4 protein-coding genes are annotated in these 3,077 nt (G+C 45.4%); 2 read left to right on the forward strand and 2 right to left on the reverse strand.

Features of this window, described 5'->3' with window-relative positions; genetic code table 11:
- Positions 1–414, reverse strand: a 414-nt coding sequence (locus A3766_RS14725) for a pyridoxal-phosphate dependent enzyme (RefSeq protein WP_156508912.1), incomplete at its 3' end; no start/stop codon positions are given.
- Positions 415–635: 221 nt separating this feature from the next.
- Between A3766_RS14725 and rpiA the strand changes: the two genes are divergently transcribed.
- Together rpiA and ppa are read left to right on the forward strand one after the other, a co-directional pair.
- Complete coding sequence (rpiA, locus tag A3766_RS14730) at positions 636–1,310, forward strand: ribose-5-phosphate isomerase RpiA (protein WP_068512208.1); 675 nt, start codon at positions 636–638, stop codon at positions 1,308–1,310.
- Positions 1,311–1,379: 69 nt separating this feature from the next.
- A complete protein-coding gene (gene ppa / locus A3766_RS14735) occupies positions 1,380–1,907 on the forward strand; it encodes an inorganic diphosphatase (protein WP_068512204.1) in 528 nt (175 codons plus the stop codon).
- Positions 1,908–1,985: 78 nt separating this feature from the next.
- On the opposite strand, the gene A3766_RS14740 is transcribed toward ppa, so the two are convergent.
- The gene (locus A3766_RS14740) at positions 1,986–3,035 is read right to left on the reverse strand and encodes a DUF2333 family protein (RefSeq protein ID WP_068512200.1); all 1,050 of its coding nucleotides are present in this window, start codon (positions 3,033–3,035) and stop codon (positions 1,986–1,988) included.
- Positions 3,036–3,077: the final 42 nt, after the last annotated feature.

A 3,077-nucleotide genomic window follows, 5' to 3' on the forward strand; every position in this document is an offset into this window, starting at 1 on the left:
TTTCTTTACCTTTTCTAAGGCATAAGCGGAAGCTTCATCAAAGGCATCACCAACGAGTTCAACTTTTGCGCCCTTCGCCCTGACCGAGTTAACCTTAATTTCAGGGGTCGTTTTTGGCATAACGATAGTCGCGTCGATACCAAGCTTCTGCGCAGCTAAAGCAAGCCCTTGCGCATGATTACCGGCAGAAGCCGCAATCACGCCAGCTGCTTTTTCTTCATCTGTGAGTAAACGAGCACGGTTATAGGCTCCACGAAGCTTAAAAGAGAATACAGGCTGCAGGTCTTCTCTTTTAAGGTATATTTGATTATCAAAACGCTCCGACAATAGCGGCGCATGTGTCACCGGCGATTCAATAGCAACATCATAAACTCTGGCATCAAGTATTTTCTTGATATAACGGTTAATTGGCATCTTGGAACTCTTCACTTATAGGGCTGACATATAGACAAACAGCGTATAGGCAGACTTAATATAATTTTAATACCCTGCTCAATACCTGATAGCTAGAGAAAAATAAGCATCGAAGTGAGCACAAACAATCATAATCCTTTTCTCACTTATTGTCGGGCATTATAATGCCATTTATAACGATCAATACGCCATAATCAGATATTTACCCTAGCGGAGCATGCATGAACCAAGATCAATTAAAAAGCGCAGTCGCCCAAGCTGCTATTGACTATATCCAGCCGAAGTTGGATAACGATAGCATCATCGGCGTCGGCACCGGGTCGACAGCGAATTTCTTCATTGATCACCTTGCTAAAATCAAACATCAGTTTGATGGCGCAGTGGCCAGCTCCGAAGCAACAGCGGAAAGACTAAAAAGCCATGGCATTCCTGTTTACGCGCTGGGCTCAGTAGATGAAATGGAGTTTTATGTCGATGGCGCAGATGAAAGCAACGAGCGACTAGAGCTCATCAAAGGCGGCGGCGGTGCACTTACTCGAGAGAAAATCGTTGCTGCTGTTGCCAAAAAATTCATCTGCATTGTAGATGCCTCCAAGCAAGTTGGCTTGTTAGGTGAGTTCCCACTTCCAATTGAAGTTATCCCTATGGCACGCAGCCTGGTAGGCCGGGAAATTGTCAAACTTGGTGGTGACCCGGTTTATAGAGAAGGCTTCGTAACAGACAACGGCAATCATATTCTAGACGTTCACAACATGAAGATTCTCGAACCGAAGAAGCTCGAAGCCGAAATCAACAACCTTACAGGCGTAGTCACTAACGGTTTATTTGCACTTAGACCCGCAGATCTGCTGTTTGTTGGCTCTGAATCTGGCGTAAAAATGCACGAAGCCGTATAATCGCGCACTTTATCGCTCTGCGAAAAAATTCAGGTCAGTAACACCGCTTATTAACGACAGGACAAAGCTATGATTTTTGACAACATTCCAGCAGGAAAAGACATTCCTAACGACATTAACGTCGTAATTGAAATCCCAGCTCAAAGCAGCCCGGTAAAATATGAAATCGACAAAGACATGGGAGCTGTTGTAGTTGACCGTTTCATGTCCACGCCAATGTTCTACCCAGCAAACTACGGTTTTATCCCGCACACTTTGGCTGACGATGGTGATCCATTAGATGTATTGGTTATCACACCATATCCAGTTATACCTGGCTCAGTAATTCGTTGTCGCCCAATCGGCATGCTAGACATGGACGATGAAGCGGGTGGTGATGAGAAGCTAGTAGCGGTACCTCACGACAAGCTATCTCCTGAGTACAAAGATATTCAGGATATTGAAGATATTCCAGTGTTACTGAAAGAACAGATCCAGCACTTCTTTGAGCGTTACAAAGAGCTTGAGAAAGGCAAGTGGGTAAAAGTAAAAGGCTGGGAAAATGCAGATGCTGCTCGTAAGTCAATCGAGAAGTCTGTAGCGAACTACAATAAGTAAGTTGTAGCGCTTAGCTCTATATAACAAAGGCCGCATCAGCGGCCTTTTTACTATCTGCACTTCACGAGTGCTAGAAAGTTAGCCCTGCTGAAGCAAACTGCGCAAGTCGATAATGGCCGCTGATGCTCTTGAGATATACGAAGACATTGTCAAGCTATGATTAGCCAACATCCCAAAGCCACTACCATTTAGAATCATCGGACTCCAAACAGCCTCTTGAGTCGCTTCCAATTCCAGTGTTATCTGCTGCAAGCTTACCAAAGCATTCTTATTGATCAGCACTGCCTTAAAGTCATGCTCTATTGCTTTTAGTATATGCACCAGCGCCCAAGCCGTACCGCGTGCTTCATAAAACACATCGTCTATTTCCATCCAAGCAGTCTTACGCTCCTGAGCACCTTCTGCAGCTGTCGACTGCTGAGCACTTGCATCGCCCGCCAAACCCAAGTCAAGCTGCTGGCGACCAACACTTTCACTCAAACGGCGCGACAAACTCCCTAAACGATTCTCGACTTCAGATAGCCAACTTCTTAAATTATCTGCTCGCGCATAGAACTGAGCGTCCGGTTGTTGAGGGTCAGAGAGACGCGCTAGGTAACTACGCGCTGCCTTCACGCCACGACGATATTCCGACTCACTGGCCGGAAGTGCCCAACTACTGTTATCGAAATGAAACTGGGGCTCTGCAATCGTTAAGTCCTTATCTTCAACCGACTGGCTTTGAGACCGGCTCAACTCCTTACGAAAGACCCTGGCCAAATCACGAACCTGAACCAGCACGCCATATTCCCAATTAGTAATATTATCCAGCCATAAACCAGGCGGAAAAATATCATTGCTAATGTAGCCTCCCGACTTATCCATCAGCGTTTCCATCAAATAGATCATCGTTGCTGTTGTCGCAAAGCCAGGAACCGGCTGGTGCTGCATCAACTCGGCCTGTTCATGAGAGTACTGAACAACATCGGTAATTTCCGGCTCAGAACTCCACCAAAAACCTAGAATAACAGACAAAAGTAAATAGACACCCAAAGCACCACCAATAGCTTTAGCCAACATTCCGCCCCCCAAGTAGTCTTGGAAATCTTCTTTTCTATGTCTTATAAAATCAGACAAACCTTCTTTCACATTAATAACCTGCTAACGTGTATAAATTCTCAATGACTTGGG

The organism is Oleiphilus sp. HI0132, from assembly GCF_001635845.1.